14 protein-coding genes are annotated in these 14,312 nt (G+C 70.3%); 7 read left to right on the plus strand and 7 right to left on the minus strand.

What is annotated here, in order from left to right:
* Positions 1 to 2: 2 nt before the first annotated feature.
* Positions 3 to 1,271: an ABC transporter substrate-binding protein gene (locus OG611_RS24820; RefSeq protein ID WP_266424040.1), complete on the minus strand. Its 1,269-nt coding sequence runs from the start codon at positions 1,269 to 1,271 to the stop codon at positions 3 to 5.
* A 226-nt stretch (positions 1,272 to 1,497) separates the two neighbouring features.
* Between OG611_RS24820 and OG611_RS24825 the strand changes: the two genes are divergently transcribed.
* Entirely contained in the window at positions 1,498 to 2,601 is a 1,104-nt protein-coding gene (locus OG611_RS24825) for a LacI family DNA-binding transcriptional regulator (protein ID WP_266424043.1), read from the plus strand.
* 37 nt (positions 2,602 to 2,638) lie between these two features.
* Here the strand turns inward: OG611_RS24825 and OG611_RS24830 are convergent, their stop codons facing one another.
* Positions 2,639 to 3,505: a DMT family transporter gene (locus OG611_RS24830; RefSeq protein ID WP_266424046.1), complete on the minus strand. Its 867-nt coding sequence runs from the start codon at positions 3,503 to 3,505 to the stop codon at positions 2,639 to 2,641.
* Positions 3,506 to 3,567: 62 nt separating this feature from the next.
* Here OG611_RS24830 and OG611_RS24835 point away from each other — a divergent pair, with 62 nt between their 5' ends.
* The 6 genes from OG611_RS24835 to OG611_RS24860 all read left to right on the plus strand — a co-directional run bounded on the left by OG611_RS24835 (position 3,568) and on the right by OG611_RS24860 (position 9,614).
* Positions 3,568 to 4,422, plus strand: a complete 855-nt coding sequence (locus OG611_RS24835) for a MurR/RpiR family transcriptional regulator (RefSeq protein WP_266424049.1) — start codon at positions 3,568 to 3,570, stop codon at positions 4,420 to 4,422.
* 347 nt (positions 4,423 to 4,769) lie between these two features.
* On the plus strand, positions 4,770 to 5,681 hold the full coding sequence (locus OG611_RS24840; protein ID WP_266424051.1) for an ABC transporter substrate-binding protein: 912 nt from the start codon (positions 4,770 to 4,772) through the stop codon (positions 5,679 to 5,681).
* Between the two features lies 1 nt (position 5,682).
* The gene (locus OG611_RS24845) at positions 5,683 to 6,669 is read left to right on the plus strand and encodes an amino acid ABC transporter permease (RefSeq protein ID WP_266424054.1); all 987 of its coding nucleotides are present in this window, start codon (positions 5,683 to 5,685) and stop codon (positions 6,667 to 6,669) included.
* A 14-nt stretch (positions 6,670 to 6,683) separates the two neighbouring features.
* Positions 6,684 to 7,436: an amino acid ABC transporter ATP-binding protein gene (locus OG611_RS24850; protein WP_266424057.1), complete on the plus strand. Its 753-nt coding sequence runs from the start codon at positions 6,684 to 6,686 to the stop codon at positions 7,434 to 7,436.
* Positions 7,436 to 8,686, plus strand: coding sequence for a M20/M25/M40 family metallo-hydrolase (locus OG611_RS24855; protein WP_266424060.1), 1,251 nt, complete (start codon positions 7,436 to 7,438; stop codon positions 8,684 to 8,686). The genes OG611_RS24850 and OG611_RS24855 overlap by 1 nt, the downstream gene beginning before the upstream one ends.
* A 28-nt stretch (positions 8,687 to 8,714) precedes the next feature.
* Positions 8,715 to 9,614 carry a MurR/RpiR family transcriptional regulator gene (locus tag OG611_RS24860; protein ID WP_266424064.1) on the plus strand — a complete coding sequence of 300 codons (900 nt, stop codon included), beginning with the start codon at positions 8,715 to 8,717 and terminating at the stop codon, positions 9,612 to 9,614.
* A 44-nt stretch (positions 9,615 to 9,658) separates the two neighbouring features.
* Here OG611_RS24860 and OG611_RS40700 read toward each other — a convergent pair whose 3' ends face one another.
* From OG611_RS40700 to OG611_RS24880, 5 genes are all read right to left on the minus strand, one after another.
* Positions 9,659 to 10,135, minus strand: coding sequence for an MFS transporter (locus OG611_RS40700; protein ID WP_323180221.1), 477 nt, complete (start codon positions 10,133 to 10,135; stop codon positions 9,659 to 9,661).
* On the minus strand, positions 10,132 to 10,719 hold the full coding sequence (locus OG611_RS40705) for an MFS transporter (protein WP_323180222.1): 588 nt from the start codon (positions 10,717 to 10,719) through the stop codon (positions 10,132 to 10,134). Before OG611_RS40705 ends, OG611_RS40700 begins: the two co-directional genes overlap by 4 nt.
* Positions 10,716 to 11,246 carry an HIT family protein gene (locus OG611_RS24870; RefSeq protein WP_266424066.1) on the minus strand — a complete coding sequence of 177 codons (531 nt, stop codon included), beginning with the start codon at positions 11,244 to 11,246 and terminating at the stop codon, positions 10,716 to 10,718. Before OG611_RS24870 ends, OG611_RS40705 begins: the two co-directional genes overlap by 4 nt.
* 37 nt (positions 11,247 to 11,283) lie before the next feature.
* On the minus strand, positions 11,284 to 12,159 hold the full coding sequence (locus OG611_RS24875; RefSeq protein ID WP_266424069.1) for a phosphotransferase: 876 nt from the start codon (positions 12,157 to 12,159) through the stop codon (positions 11,284 to 11,286).
* A gap of 196 nt (positions 12,160 to 12,355) precedes the next feature.
* Positions 12,356 to 14,206, minus strand: coding sequence for a serine hydrolase (locus OG611_RS24880; RefSeq protein WP_266424072.1), 1,851 nt, complete (start codon positions 14,204 to 14,206; stop codon positions 12,356 to 12,358).
* Positions 14,207 to 14,312 lie beyond the last annotated feature (106 nt).

Consider the following 14,312-nt stretch of genomic DNA (forward strand, 5'->3'; position numbering starts at 1 on the left):
CCTTACATCCGGCCGATGGCGGCCTCGGCTAGCCGGCCGAGTTCCGCTATGGCGTCCTTCGCTGACTGGCCGCCCACGATGGCGGGCTCCAGCGTGGGCTTGATCTTTTCGCGGATCTCCATCCAGGCAGCGGTGCCGCCCTCCGAACACGCGTCACCCATGCTCTGCAGGGAGAGATCGACGAACTTGTTCTCCTTCACATAGCTGGAGTCGCTGAGATCCTTCAGCCCGGGAACCGAACCTCGCTGCTTGGCCGCACCGAGGATCGACTCGGGCGTCGCGAGGTACTCGATGAGGGCACGGGCCGCTGCCGGGTGCTTGGAACTGGCGGACTGGGTGACGAGCGTGCCGCCCTGGAGCATCGCGGGCTTGCGGTTGGCGAGGACGAACGCCCCGAGCTTGTCGTCCTTGAGGAGTTCCGGATTCTGTTCCCCGACCTGCCTCCACAGCGCACTGGACGTCATCATCATCGACGCCTTGCCGGTCTGTACGTTGGTCGGGGCCCCGAGGTCCGTCTTCTTGGCGTAGACGGCGGAGCCGTCCTTGATCAGGTCCTTGAAGAACTGCAGCGCCTCGACCCCGCGGGCGTCGGTGAACAGCACCTTCTTGCCGTCCGCGCTGAACAGCTGGCCGCCGTTGGCGAAGAGGAAGGTCTCCCAGCACTGGCGCAGATGGATGGAGAACGGGTCGAAACCGATCCGGCCGTCCTTGGTCAGCTGCTTGGCCACGGCGCGCAGTTCGGCCCAGTTCGCCGGGGTCTTCTTGATGCCGGCCTCGGCGAAGTGGTCTTTGCGGTAGACGACGATGCGGGTGTCGAGGACGACCGGCAGCGCGTACAGCTTGCCGTCGTACCGGGACGGCTCCAGCACCCGCTTCTCGTAGTCGTGCGCGGTGGCGAACTTCTCCGGCAGCTCGGCGATCGCCTTTTTCGCGGCGAACGGCGGGATCCAGCCCACGCCCATCATCAGCACGTCGGGCAGCAGACCGCCCGCGAGCCCCGTGGTGATCTTCTCGTTGAGCTGTTCGTACGTGGTGTAGTCCACGTTCACCTTGACGTCCGGATACTTCTTCCGGAACCCGCCGAGTATCTCCTTCTCCAACAGCGTCTTGCCGTCGGCGCCTTCGTAGATCGGGGTGAGCAGCGTGATCTCGCCTTCGGCGGGGCCGTCGGCGGAGCCGCCCGCCGAAGTGCCGGTGCCGCACGCACTGAGGGCGGCGGCAGCGGTGCCGGCGCCGATGGCAGCAAGCAGCGACCGTCTTTTGAGTTCCATGGGACACCCCTTTTGAGGTGGAGACTGTGGATCGATCCAGCGATGGCATCCCGGCCATGGCTGAGAAGCGCTGGTAAATCGATGCACTGATGCTAGGAACGCCGTGAGAGCAACGTCAACAGCTGATGCACATGAATTTTCAGGGATGTTAACGGGTGTACCGGTAAACGAGGTTCAGTAAATCGATACACTGGTAGGGTCAGACGGGTTCCGAACCGGAGGTGGCATGAGCGGGGTAACGATCCATCAGGTCGCGGAGGCCGCGGGGGTCTCCGCGAGCACGGTCTCCAACGTCCTCAACGGGCGTACGGACCGTATGCAGGCGGCCACGCTGGCCCGCGTGGAGCAGGTGATCGAGCAGCTCAGCTACCGGCCCAACCGCGCCGCCCGGATGCTGCGCACCGGCCGCATCAAGGTCATCGGCCTCATCGTTCCGTCGGTCGCCAACCCCTTCTGGGGGGCGCTCGCCCGTGAGCTGGAGGCCATCGCGCTCGCCGAGGGGTACCACGTACTGCTCTGCAACAGCGAGCGCGACGCGGCCCGCGAGCTCAAGTACGGCGAGGAACTGCTCGCGGACGGGGTGAGCGGAGTGGTGCTGTGCTCCTCGCTGCCCTCGCTCGACCATGTGACACCGCTGCTGAGCCGCGGGCTGAAGATGGTCGCCTTCGACCGCACGGCCCAGGCGGGCGACCCGCCGTCGCTGGCCTCCATCAGTGTTGACAACGCGATGGGCGCCGAACTCGCCACCCGCCATCTGATCGAACTGGGCCACCGCCGGCTGGCCTTCGTCTCCGGTTCGGTCAACAGCGTCAACCGCCGCGAACGGCTGCGCGGATTCCGGGCCGCCCTGGAGTCGGCGGGTCTCGACCCGGCCGACGCGATCGTCTGGCCCGGCGCCGACACCACCGAGTACGGTGACAAGGACGCGGCCGAACTGGGGCGCAACGCTGCCAGGGAGCTCCTCGGCGGCCCGCGTCCGCCCACCGCGTTCGTCGCCATCAACGACATGTGCGCGATCGGGATCTGCCGGGGCGCCAAGGACGCCGGGCGCAACGCCGGACAGGACATCTCCGTGGTCGGCTTCGACGACATCCTTCTCGCCGACCTCTTCGAACCGCCGCTCACCACGGTCCGCCAGCCGCTGCCGGAGATGGCGGCGGAGACGTTCCAGCAGCTGAGGGCCCGGATCGACTCGGCGCCTGCGGCGGGACGGTCACTGCTCATCCGGCCGAGGCTGGTCGTACGGGAGTCGACGGCCCCGGCCCCGGCGTCGACGCCGGCCGACGTGCCGACCGTGGCCGGGCAGCGGGTGGCGGGCCGCTCGGCGTAAGGGTGCCGATGTTCAGGGCCCGGCACGGTGCCCGCGCTCAGGGGTGGGCGAGTTCGAGAACGGTGATGCCGGCGAGGACGACCGCGCCGGCGGTGAGGCGCAGACGGCCGAAGCGCTCACGGAAGAGGAGCGTGGCGATCAGCGCCGCGATCAGGATGCTGGTTTCACGCAGGGCGGCGACGGTCGCCAGGTCGCCGTGGGCCTGGGCCCAGATGACGAGGCCGTAGGCGAGCAAGGAGATGGCGCCGCCCGTCAGGCCGATCCCGCAGACCGGCTTGAGCTGCGCGAACAGGGGTCGGCCCCGTCGGGCGAGTGCCAGGAGCGGCAGGACGGGGCCCTGGCACAGGAAGAGCCACGCGATGTAGCCGATCACGGTCTGGGACCGGTGGACCCCTGTGCCGTCGACGACTGTGTAACCGGCGATGACGACTCCGGTGGCCACCGCCGCGGCGAGCGCGGGCAGTTGGGCGCGCCGGGGCCACCCGTCCGCGAAGGCCAGACCGGCCAGGCCCGCGGAGATCACCAGGACCCCCACCATCTCGGTGGCGGCGAGCGGCTTGTCGAGCACGGTCACGGAGGCGACGGCCACGAGCAGCGGGGCGGTGCCGCGGGCCATGGGATACATCTGGCCGAAGTCCCCGAGCTGATAGGCGCGCAGGAGGAAGAGCTGGGAGAGCACCTCCAGCGCGGCGGAAACCAGGATGAACGGCCAGGCCCCGGCCTCGGGCACCGGCGTGAAACACACCATGACCGCCGCGCAGCCGGTGTACGCGAGGTTGATGAGGGTGAAGCCGACGAGTTTGTCGGTGATGCGGTGGGCCATCGCGTTCCACAGGGCATGCAGAACGGCGGCACTGAGCACGGCTGCGGGCACAGCTGTGCCCGCGGGAAGGAACGAGGGCATGACGGAAGGGCTCCAGGCGGCAGCAGACTATTGGGAATGGGATTCCGCGCTACTCTAGTCACATGGAACAGAATTCCGCCGATGTGTACCGGCTCGGCGCTCACGTACGGGCCAGGCTGCCGGAGCTCCGCGAGACCGAGGCCCGTGTCGCGCAGGTGATCCTCGACCAGGGGGCCGACCTCGTCGGGCTCAGCGTCAGCGACGTCGCCGCCCTGGCCGGCACGGCGCCGTCATCGGTCGTCCGCGCCTGCCAGCGCCTCGGCTTCCGCGGCTACCAGGAACTCAAGATCGCGGCGGCACGCCAGGGCCCCACCCGCGCGCCGGCGCCGGACCCCCACGACGATCCGGCCGCACGCGCCCTGGCCGACACGATCCATGCCTCCCGCGAAGCCCTCGACGACCTCGCCACCACGCTGACCGCCGACCGGCTGCTCGCCGCGGCCGCCGCGCTGAACACCGCGCCCCGCGTCGTGGTCGCGGCGGCGGGCCTCTCGGCCGCCGTGGCCGCCGACGCCGCCTACCGCCTGCGTGCCCTCGGGTGCGTCGTCGACGCCCCTGCCGACCCCCTCACCGCTCAGCTCGCCGCCGCCCAACTGCCCCCGGGTGCGGTGTGCCTGGCCATCAGTCACACCGGCGCCACCCGCAGCACCGTCGACACCGCTCGCCGCGCCCGCCGTGCGGGGGCCGAGGTCGTCGGCCTCACCAGCTACGCACACTCACCCCTGAGTGAGACCTGTACGCACACCCTCGTCGCCGGGGGACAGGATCTCGTCTTCGGGCTGGAAACCACGGCCAGCCGGATCGCCCACCTCGTCGCCGTCGACGCACTCGCCCAGACCCTTCTCGCCCTGCGCGCAACCACGGCGCAACAGAACCTCCACCTCTCCGCCGACGTCACCGCCGACCACTCCTACTGACCGGGCCGGGTGGACGTGAGTGTCACCCGCCGACGGGCAACGGCAATGCCGCGCGTTCGGATGCGTTACAGATCTCCACGAAGATCGACGTTCTGAAACGATGGTGCGGCGAGGTACGTGATGTGGGGGCTGCGTCAAGGGGTGCGGAATTCGCAGGTGGTGGCCAGTTTCACCACCGGGTCCGGTCGTTATTGATCCGTTACGGGCATTACAGTATGGTCGGAATGGATCCGGGATGTAACGTGCGGGCATCCGGTCGGCGGTGAAGCAGCCGCACGGCAGTTCCGCGAGAGGGGTTCGTGTTGCACACCCGCCCAGTCCGCCGCGCAGTAGCGGCCACTGCACTGTTGATCGCATCGTCCACGGCGCTGTCCGCATGCGGAAAGGGCGGTGCCACCGATGGTGCTGCCGCTCCCGCGGGTGATGTGGCCGTCGCGGGTGTGCACGTCACCCGCGACGCGGAACTCCATGCCTCCCTGCCCGCGGCCGTCAGGTCCAGCGGCACGGTCCGGGTGGCCACCGACGTACCGTATGCGCCGTTCGTCATGTTCAAGACCGAGGGGCGGCCCGAGCTCACCGGGCTCGACTACGACCTCGGCCAGGCGCTCGGCGCCAAGCTGGGGGTGCGATTCGCCTTCACCGCCCAGAAGTTCGACGGCATCGTGCCCGCCATCCAGGCCGGCAAGTTCGACGCGGTCATGTCGGCCATGACCGACACCAGGGAACGCCAGCGGGTCCTGGACTTCGTGGACTACTCCGTATCGGGCTCCGGAATCCTCGTGGTCAAGGGGAACCCGGGCCGGATCGCGCGGCTCGACGATCTCTGCGGCAAGAAGGTCGGTACCCAGGCCGCCAGCCACCAGCTGGAAGTGCTGAAGAAGCACCAGTCAACGTGCGCCGAAGCGGGCAAGGACGCCGTCTCCATCCAGACGTTCCCGAAGGATTCCGACGCCCAACTCGCCCTGCGCTCGGGGAAGGTGGTCGCCGACCTGGTGACGAAGCCCGGCGCCGGCTGGACGGCGAAGACCGCCGACGGCGGCCGTGCCTTCGAGGTCGTAGAGGACCCCGCCGCGGGCGGCGGCTACGAGGCGACACCCAACGGCATCGGTGTCGGCAAACAGCTTCCCGGGCTGACCGAAGCGATCCGGAAGGCCCTGCAGGCACTCATCGACGACGGCACACTCGGCAAGATCTGCGACAAGTACGGCGCCGCCTCCATCGCGGTGAAGCAGGCCACCAAGAACGCGGCGGTGTCCTGACATGAGCGCCCTCACACCCGCCGGGGCCGTACGCGGCGCCCAGGCCACCGCACCGCCCGCCGAGGCGAGCCTCACCGTCGTACCGATCCGCCACTGGGGCCGATGGCTGGCCGCCGCGGCGGCCCTCACCGCCCTCGTCGGCCTGACCGGCTCCCTCGCCGGGAACAAGAACCTGCACTGGGACATCGTCGGGCACTACGTCTTCGCCGGCCTCGTCTTCGACGGCCTGGCCACCACCCTGTGGCTCACCGCGGCAGCCATGGCCGTCGGCCTCGGGCTGGGCGTTCTCGTGGCCGTGATGCGCCTGTCGTCCAACCCCGTACTCCGCGCCCTGGCCAACGCGTTCGTCTCGGTCTTCCGCGGCACCCCGCTACTGGTCCAGATCATCTTCTGGGGATACGCGGGCGCCCTCTACAAGCACATCCTGATCGGCATCCCGTTCACCCACATCACCTTCCTGGACCTGGACACGAACACGGTCCTCACCCCCGCGGTCGCCGCACTCCTGGCACTGGGGCTGAACGAGGCGGCGTACGCGAGCGAGATCGTCCGCGCGGGTATCCAGTCCGTCGACCCGGGACAGGCGGAGGCCGCCCAGTCGCTCGGCATGCGACCGGCGCTCACCACTCGGCGCATCGTGCTGCCCCAGGCCATGCGGGTCATCATCCCCCCGCTGGGCAACGAGACGATCAACATGCTCAAGATGACCGCTCTGGTCTCGGTGATCTCCGCCCACGACCTGATGTCCAACATCCAGGACGTGTACGCCCAGAACTACCAGGTCATCCCCATGCTCGTGGTCGCCAGCATCTGGTACCTGATCCTCGTCACGGCACTGGGCCTGCCGCAGTCCTGGCTGGAGCGCCGCTACGGCCGCGGCACGGCACCCGCCGCCCCCGTCGCCGGGCCGCTGCGACGCCTCGTCACGGGCGCCGCGCTCCGGATCTCCCGGACCGGCCCCGCCACATCGACCGACACGAAGGGCTGAGAGTGGAAACGCCGATGGTGCACGCCGAGGGCGTGCGCAAACACTTCGGGAAGGTCTCCGTGCTCCGGGGCATCGACCTGACCGTCGAACGCGGCCGCGTCTGCTGCCTGCTGGGCCCCTCGGGCTCGGGGAAGTCCACGTTCCTGCGCTGCATCAACCATCTGGAGAAGATCGACGGAGGCAGCCTCTCCGTCGACGGCGCCCCGGTCGGCTACCGGCAGCAGGGCAATCGGCTGTACGAGCTGAAGGAACGCGAGATCGCCCGCGCCCGCCGCGACATCGGGATGGTGTTCCAGCGGTTCAATCTCTTCCCGCACATGACCGCCCTGGAGAACGTCATGGAGGCGCCCGTGAAGGTCGCGGGCGTCACCAGGGCCGAGGCACGTACCGACGCGCTGCGGCTGCTGGAACGGGTCGGCCTCGCCGACCGTGCCGAGCGCTATCCGGCTCAGCTGTCCGGCGGCCAGCAGCAACGCGTCGCGATTGCCAGAGCGCTCGCGATGAAGCCCAAACTGATGCTCTTCGACGAACCGACGTCGGCCCTGGACCCGGAACTGGTCGGGGAAGTGCTCGACGTGATGCGGCAGTTGGCCGCGGAAGGGATGACGATGGTCGTCGTCACACACGAGATCGGATTCGCCCGGGAGGTCGCGGACACGGCCGTCTTCATGGACGGCGGTGTCGTGGTCGAGGCCGGTGACCCCCGACAGGTACTCGGCGATCCCCGGCAGGAACGCACCCGCACCTTCCTGTCGAAGGTCCTGTGATGCCCGAGGCACCGCAGCGGGGCACGACTGCGCTACTGCTGTCCGACGCCCTCGCCCGCCGGCCACGCTACCTGGCGGACCTGGAACATCTGGTGTCCATCGACTCCGGCTCGTACAGCCCCGAAGGAGTCAATCGCGTCGCGACATGGACCGCGCGGCGTCTGACCGGCCTGGGGTTCGAGGTGGACCGCTCGCCCGTCGCGGTCCCGGGCCGCGACATGCGCTTCGGTGACCTGGTGGTGGGGCGGCTGCGCGGCCGGATCCCCGCCGAACAGGGCGGACGCCGCATCCTTCTCGCCGGACACCTGGACACCGTCTTCGACGACGGGACGGCGGCGCGGCGCCCCTTCACCCGCAATGGCCGGCTCGCTCACGGCCCCGGAGTCAGCGACGACAAGGGCGGCCTGCTGGCCGGCCTCACCGCCGTGGAGATCCTGCTGCGCCGCGGGATGACGGACTTCGCGGAGATCGTCTTCCTCGCCACCCCCGACGAGGAGATCGGCTCCCCGGCCAGCCGCCGGGTGACCGCGGAGCTCGCCGCGGGCGTCGACTACGGGCTGGGCCTGGAGTGCGCCCGGGAGAACGGCGACCTCGTCATCGCCCGCAAGGGGGTGGCGGACTTCCTGATCACCGTCACGGGACGGGCCGCCCACGCAGGCATCGAACCGGAACGCGGAGCGAACGCTGCACTGGCCGCTGCTCATCTGCTCATCGTCTGCCAGGAGATGAACGGGCTCTGGGGCGACGTCACGGTCAATGTGGGGATGGTCCGGGCGGGCAGCCGTATCAACATCGTCTGCCCCGAGGCCGAGTTGCACGTGGAGGTACGGTCCTCGACCCAATCGGGCATCCAGCGCGCCCGACAGGCCATCGTGGTGGCTGCCTCCCAGCTGGCCGTACCGGGCACCACGGCCACCGTGCGGCAGACGGAAGCATGCCCGGCCATGGAGGACACCCCGGCGGCCCGCGCCGTGTTCGCCCGTGCCCGGGAGGCCGGGGCGGACCTCGGCCTCGACCTGGGAGCGGCTGCCACCGGTGGCGTCGGCGACGCCAACACCATTGCCGGAGCCGGGGTGCCGACGCTCGACGGCCTCGGCCCGGTCGGCGGCGGCGACCACAGCCCGCAGGAGTGGCTGGACATGACGACGGTCCCGCACCGGGTTGCCCTGCTCGCGGCGCTGATCACCGCTCTCGGCGCCACGACGAGGGCTGACCCGGATACCCGGAGCACGCCGGTCCGCGTAACCTGAACCCCTTCAGAAAGGTGGCGCCCGGCCCATGTCCTCACTCGCCGAAGAGATCCGGCAACGGTTCGGTGACCTCAGCCCCGCCGAGCGCAAGGTGGCCCGAGTGCTGCTCGCCGGCTACCCGTCGGCCGGCTTCGAGACGGTGGCCACGCTCGCCGAACGCGCCGCGGTGAGCGCGCCCACGGTCATCCGTTTCGTCAACCGGCTGGGCTACAAGGGGTTCCCCGACTTCCAGGCGGCGCTGCGGGGGGAGCTGGAGGAACGCACCGCCTCACCTCTGCAGCTGTACAGCACACGGGGATACGGCACCACGCCACCCGGTGCTCCGGACGAGGAGGGGCGGGACACCGGGCACCCCGAGGGCGGACAGGACGTGTTCAGCTCCGAGGTCGCACGCACGCTGCGGGAACTGCCGCCCCACGACGTGCAGGCGGCGATCGCCCTGCTCTGCCACCCCAAACGCCGCATCATCCTGGCCGGTGGCCGGTTCACGCATCTGCTGGCGCAGTACCTGGGGCTGCACCTCATGCAACTGCGCGGCGACGTGGTCATCCTGCCGGACCGCGACGTGGAGCGGACCGCCGTCCTGGCGGGTCTCGGGCGGCAGGACGTCCTCGTGGTCTTCGACTACCGGCGCTACGAACCGGACAAGATCGTCATCGCCGAGATGGCCGCGCAGTGCGGAAGCAAGGTCGTCCTGTTCACCGACGCCTGGCTCTCGCCGGTGACCAACCTCGCCGACGTCGTCCTGCCCAGCCACGTCGCCGCGCCTTCGCCGTACGACAGCATGGTCCCGACGCTGGCCACCGTCGAGACCGTGCTCGCCGGGGTGCTCGGGCAGCTCGGCGAGGAGGGGCGCGGCCACTTGGAGCACAGCGAGGACGTGTCCCGCCGGGCAGGCATCCAGCCGGAAGACTCCGGGGCGGTCTGAGCCGGTGGCCCACCCGCTGTGCTGTCGAGTACACGTCCCCGTGCTCAGGTGCGATTGACGCGGTACACGTCCCGTACACAGAGGTTGAGGGCCGTGGTGGCCACGATGGCACCGGCACAGACCAGGAGCACGGCCCGGTCGGCCCAGGCACGCGCGGCGAGCGCGGTGACGAGGTAGCCGAGCGGGATGGCGATCCGCTCCCCGACACCGTTGAACGAGCTCATCCGGCCCAGTTCCTCCTGGGGCACGTGCTGTTGGAGTGCGGTGTTCCACGCCACGATGGCGACACCCAGCCCGATGCCCGCGAGCACGGTGGCGAGCAGGACCCAGGGCAGGGCCAGCCCGAAGCCCAGTGCCGCCGGTGGCAGACAGAGTCCGGCACCGGTGAGGACGGCGACGGCCAGCAGACGGTACGGCCTCCAGCGCAGGCACACCACCGTCCCGGCCAGGAGCCCGAACGCGAACGCGCCCTGGACCAGCCCCCAGGAACGCGCCCCCGAGTAGTGCTCGGCCGCGATCACGGGACCGAGGAGCTGAAAACCGGCCAGCCACGCGGCGACCACCACCGTGCCCACGCCGGTCCGCCGATCGCGACGATCACTCCGCCGACGACGGGACCGAGCACCTTGACGGCGTTGCTCGGAAGCCGGAGCGACGCGTTGGCCTGTTGCCGGTGTTCCGCCGCGACGACCTGCGCCACGACACCCGTCGCGGCCGGAGCCGTGAAGGCGGTGGCGATCCCGGACACGAAGCCGCACACGGCGATCGAAGCGGTCGCCGCCTGGCCGGTGGCCACGAGCGCCGCGAGCGCCCCCTGCGCCGCCGCGGCCAGCAGATTGCCCAGGAACAGGATCCGGCTGCGCGACAGCCGATCCGCGAGAACACCACCCGCGACGGTGAAGACGATCGTCGGGACCGAATTCGTCGCCAGCACGACACCGAGCGAACCCGCGCCACCACCCTGCCCGATCACCGCGTAGGCCAGGGCGATCGGAGCCATCGCGGACCCGGTCGCCGAGACGAGATTGGCGAGCACGAACCGCCGGAAGGCGGGAACCCGTAGCGGCGCCAGGCGGGGCGCGGCCGGGTCGGCAGCCGTCTTCACACCGCTCCCGTGGCCGGCGCGCCGGGCGCCGCGGGGCCGATGGGCCGCCTGCCTCCCGCCGCCACCCGGTCGAGCTCCTCGCCGATCGCCGCCCGCAGCGCGTCGTGTCGCGGGCCGAGCGCGAAACGTCCGTCGCTCCACCGGTCCTGCGGATACAGCCAGACGGGCATGCCGACCAGATCGCCCGGCTCCCACTCGTAGCGGGGCCACACGTGTGCGTGCAGAAACCCGTCGGTGTTGCCGAGGATCTCCAGGTTCACCCGGCGAAACGCGGGGTCCGTACGGCGGCAGGCACGTTCGACGGCTTCGCCGAGCCGGTCCATGTCGGACAGGAAGGCCAGCCGCTTGGCCCTCGGGAGTTCGGACAGGCGCTCCACTCCTGGTTCGTCGACCAGGAGCACCGAGTACCCCGGCAGGAACTGCACGTCCCCGATCACGGCGAATCCTGCCTCCAGGCGCCGCAGGACGGTCGGGTTCCCGCCCCGCAGGGCACTGCCTATTCGATCGCTCTTCCAGTCGTGGATCACGGCCGGAACATACAGCGTCCGGCCTTTACCGGATCCGTCACAGGCGCTGTTCGGCCAGATCCAGCCAGTGCGCGACATCGCCCGGGGCGAAGTGCCGGATGGCCCAGTCGGTCATGCGCAGACTCATATGGGCCCAGCAGGGACGCAGTACGTCCGCGGGCAAGGCGTCCAGGATGTCGTCGAGGCGACGCACGACCCCCGGCGCCTGCTCCTTCGCGTGCAGTCCGAAGCGCAGGGTGACCAGGTCGAAACGGTGGTCTCCCCGTCCGGCGCCGTCCCAGTCGATGACTCCGGTGACGGTACCGTCCACGGCGAGCAGGTTGCCGTGGTGGAAGTCCTGGTGCACGACGTCGTGTCCGGCCAGCAGGCGAGGACGGCCGGCCCCCACCGACCTGATCCGTCGCTCCAGGGCATCGCCGCGCCGGCTGTGCCGACGCAGCGGCTCGTGGAGACAGTAGCCGGGGCCGTCGTCGAGCAGATACAGGTTCATCGACGGGACATGTGGGTGCTCGGTCAGCAGTCCCGCCTGCGAGGCGTTGAGGGCGAGCGCCTGATCCAGCCCGTGGTGGTCCAGACGCTCCATGGGTGTCCCCGGCAGCAGCTGCTGGACCAGCACCACCGCACGGTCCACCTGGAGCGCCAACTCCGTCGACGGGCAGGGATACCCGCGAGCGCCCAGCACCTCGCACACCGCCAGCGGACCCGCCCGCAACTCCTCGATCCGGGTGTCCGGCCGCGCCTTGAGGACCGACCGGTGGCCGTCGGGCCACCGCACGTACGCGGCACCGACCTCACCGCCCGGACAGGGCCCCTCGACCACCAGCCGCACCCCGGCCCCGGCGTACACGGCGGCTGCCATCCGCTCGGCGTCCAGGCGCTCGACGCGCTTCCAGGTCTGCGGTGATGTGGTCATCGGGGCATTCTCCGATGCGGCGCACCCGGTTCCCCCGGTGGGGGTCCCGCGACGGCATGCGGGGGCGGTGGGCGTACGAGGCACGCCGATCGGCCGAGTGCCACTCGGCTCGTGCTGCGCCGCGCTGCTGCCGTGCCGGGGAAAGGGGGACGGCCCTTCCCCGGCACGGCGTCCCATCGGTCCGGCCCGGCGCGACTCAGTCCGCCGACGCCGTCCAGCCCAGCGCCTCGATGCGCGTGGCGTCGCCGGACCGGCTCTCGTCGAAGACCGTCCGGTTGCCGTCCTCGACCCGGACGGCGTCCACGTACACCCCACGCCCGACGTACAGCTGATCCGTCGTGTACCGCCACCTCAGCCGGACCTCCTTGCCGTGCCAGGCGGCGAGATCCGCGTCGAGGCGGTGCCACACCCGGCCGGACCAGCCGGAGACCGCGCCGGTGGGATGCGGCTCGGGCTCGGGGTGGGGTTTCTCCGCCGTCGGTACGGTGGTGAACGGTACGGGCTGCCAGGTCGCCCCGGCGTCGGCCGACGCCTCCAGGAAGAGGAAGTCTGAGCCGGGCTCGGTGTCCCACCACAGGGCCGAGCTCAGCCGGGCGTGCGAGGAGGCGAGGTGCAGTGCCGGCAGGGTGAGCGTGGCGGAGGCGGCGCTCGCCATCCCCGAGAACCACGCCGTACGGCCACGCGCGGGACGGACCGCGACGGCGCGCGCCATCCGGTTGGCCGTGGCGACGCGCGGCGCGCTGCCGGAACGCCAACTACGCACCGGGTGGACCGAGTTGCCGAGCACGATCAGGAACGAGTCGGTCGTCGGGTCCAGTACGAGACTGGTGCCGGTGAAGCCGGTGTGGCCCGCGGTGCGCGGCGTGGCCATCGCCCCCATGTACCAGTGCTGGTAGAGCTCGAATCCGAGGCCGTGCGCATCGCCGGGGAACGCGGTGTTGAAGTCGGTGAACAGCAGGTCGACCGACTCGGCGGAGAGGATCCGCGCACGCCCGTACACCCCGCCGTTGAGCAGCGTGCGGGCGAGGACCGCCAGGTCCCAGGCGCAGGAGAAGACTCCGGCATGGCCCGCCACCCCGTCCAGGCTGTACGCGTTCTCGTCGTGGACCTCGCCCCAGACCAGTCCGCGGTCCAGTCCGGACCAGGGCAGCCGGGCGTCCTCGGTCGCGGCGATCTTCGGCTTCCAGGAGGCCGGTGGGTTGTACCGGGTGCGGTGCATCCCGAGCGGAGCGGTGATCTGCTCACGGAGCAGGACATCCTGCGTGCGGCCGGTGATCTTCTCCAGGACCAGCTGGAGCGAGATCAGATTGAGGTCGGAGTAGAGGTACACCGTGCCGGGCGGGCTGGCCGGCACCTCGTTCCACAGCAGTTGCAGCTTCCCCTCCCGCGTCGGCGCCTTGTACAGCGGAATCCAGGCACGGAAGCCCGAGGTGTGCGTGAGCAGCTGACGGATCGTGATGTCCTGCTTGCCGCCACCGGCGAAATCGGGGAGGTACGAGGCGACCTTCGCCTCCAGTTCCAGCGTCCCGCGTTCGATCTGCTGCACGGCCAGGATCGAGGTGAACAGCTTCGAGACCGAAGCCAGGTCGAAGACGGTGTCCTCGGCCATGGGGATCTGCCGGTCGGGCGGGAACTCCACTCCGGTGTCGGTCTTCTCGTCGTACGCCGCGTAGCGCACGGCCTTGCCGATCGGCTGGTGCAGGGCCACCGTGCCGCCCCGCCCGGCAAGCAGCACCGCACCCGCGTACCAGGGGTGCTTGGGGGAGTCGGAGAGGAACTTCTCCGCGTCGGCGACCAATTGGTCCAGGGGCTCCTGAAGCAGTCCGGCGCGGGCAGCCGGTCCGCGCCGCAGCGTCGGCCGGCCCTGCCCCGACGCGGCGCTCCCGAGGGCTCCTGCGCGCATATCCGACGACCCCGCCCCCGGCTCCATGGCCGACGCCCGCTCCGCGAACGGAATCGGCGCCAGGGCGAGTGCCCCGCCCAGGGCCAGCATCCCACCCCCGAGCCTCCGTCGGCTGATCCCTCTGCCCGCCGCGTCCTCGGTCATCCGGAACCCCTTCCTGCTGCGCGAAAGTAACTTTCGAAATTTCGTCCGACAATGAAACTTCCTGCCGCCGCAGAGATTACTGTCACCCCCGCCGTCACGGAGGCCC

The sequence above is a fragment of the Streptomyces sp. NBC_01363 genome, assembly GCF_026340595.1.
Lineage (GTDB): Bacteria > Actinomycetota > Actinomycetes > Streptomycetales > Streptomycetaceae > Streptomyces.

Bases quoted from the DNA above. Each gene is read 5' to 3' on its own strand.
- OG611_RS24820 (WP_266424040.1), bottom strand. From the start codon at position 1,271: ATGGAACTCAAAAGACGGTCGCTGCTTGCTGCCATCGGCGCCGGCACC.
- OG611_RS24825 (WP_266424043.1), top strand. From the start codon at position 1,498: ATGAGCGGGGTAACGATCCATCAGGTCGCGGAGGCCGCGGGGGTCTCC.
- OG611_RS24830 (WP_266424046.1), bottom strand. From the start codon at position 3,505: ATGCCCTCGTTCCTTCCCGCGGGCACAGCTGTGCCCGCAGCCGTGCTC.
- OG611_RS24835 (WP_266424049.1), top strand. From the start codon at position 3,568: ATGGAACAGAATTCCGCCGATGTGTACCGGCTCGGCGCTCACGTACGG.
- OG611_RS24845 (WP_266424054.1), top strand. From the start codon at position 5,683: ATGAGCGCCCTCACACCCGCCGGGGCCGTACGCGGCGCCCAGGCCACC.
- OG611_RS24850 (WP_266424057.1), top strand. From the start codon at position 6,684: ATGGTGCACGCCGAGGGCGTGCGCAAACACTTCGGGAAGGTCTCCGTG.
- OG611_RS24855 (WP_266424060.1), top strand. From the start codon at position 7,436: ATGCCCGAGGCACCGCAGCGGGGCACGACTGCGCTACTGCTGTCCGAC.
- OG611_RS24860 (WP_266424064.1), top strand. From the start codon at position 8,715: ATGTCCTCACTCGCCGAAGAGATCCGGCAACGGTTCGGTGACCTCAGC.
- OG611_RS24875 (WP_266424069.1), bottom strand. From the start codon at position 12,159: ATGACCACATCACCGCAGACCTGGAAGCGCGTCGAGCGCCTGGACGCC.
- OG611_RS24880 (WP_266424072.1), bottom strand. From the start codon at position 14,206: ATGACCGAGGACGCGGCGGGCAGAGGGATCAGCCGACGGAGGCTCGGG.